This is a genomic window from Dryocola clanedunensis (genome assembly GCF_038405435.1).
Classification (GTDB): Bacteria; Pseudomonadota; Gammaproteobacteria; order Enterobacterales; family Enterobacteriaceae; genus Dryocola; species Dryocola clanedunensis_A.
Map to the genome: position 1 here is coordinate 1 of NZ_JBBYHZ010000064.1, position 788 is coordinate 788.

At 65.5% G+C, this 788-nt stretch carries 2 protein-coding genes; both read left to right on the plus strand.

Annotated features, from left to right (window positions below; all coding sequences use genetic code 11):
• The coding region (locus AAE045_RS23380; RefSeq protein ID WP_455549705.1) for a PrpF domain-containing protein at window positions 1-278 on the plus strand (278 nt) is incomplete at its 5' end.
• 42 nt (window positions 279-320) lie between these two features.
• Window positions 321-788 (plus strand): cation:dicarboxylate symporter family transporter (locus AAE045_RS23385; protein WP_455549706.1); only part of this gene is annotated, 468 nt, incomplete at its 3' end.

Here is a 788-nt window from a genome sequence, read left to right on the forward strand (position 1 = left end):
CGGGCGGGGCGATCAGCGTCCGTTCCTTCATTCCGCACCGCTGCCACGCCTCCATCGGCGTGCTCGGGGCAGTGACGGTCGCCACCGCCTGCCTGCTGCCGGACTCACCCGCGCACCCCCTGGCGGTGCTGCCCGGCGGCCTGCACCAGACGCTGGAGATCGAACATCCCAGCGGCAGCACCGCGGCCGTGCTTGATCTGGATACGGCCGGGCAGGTGTCCCGCGCCGCCGTACTGCGCACTGCGCGGAAGCTCTTCGACGGCGTGCTGTTCGACTGAATACGTACGACGTCCTTATTCTTGTGACCTGGGAGGGTTGATATGACCGTTGTAGAGAAGCGGCCGAGCCGCTTCGGCATTGTTGGCCAGCTCTGGTTCCAGGTGCTGGCCGGTACGCTGATCGGTGTGTTGTTGGGGTGGCTGCAGCCAGACATCGGCTCGGCGATGAAACCCTTCGGCGACGCCTTCATCAAGCTGGTGAAGATGATCATCGCCCCGGTGATCTTCCTGACCATCGTCACCGGCATCGCCGGCATGACCCACCTGCGCACCGTGGGCCGGGTGTTCGCCAAATCGATGGCCTACTTCCTGTTCTTCTCCACGCTGGCCCTGGTGGTCGGCATGGTGGTGGCGCACGTGGTGCAGCCGGGCGCGGGGATGAACATCAACCCGGCCGACCTGGACCAGACCGCGGTCAACGGCTATGTGCAGAAATCCCATGAGCTGACCCTGGTCGGCTTCGCGATGGACATCATCCCGGCCACCCTGGTCAGTGCCTTCGTCGAGGGC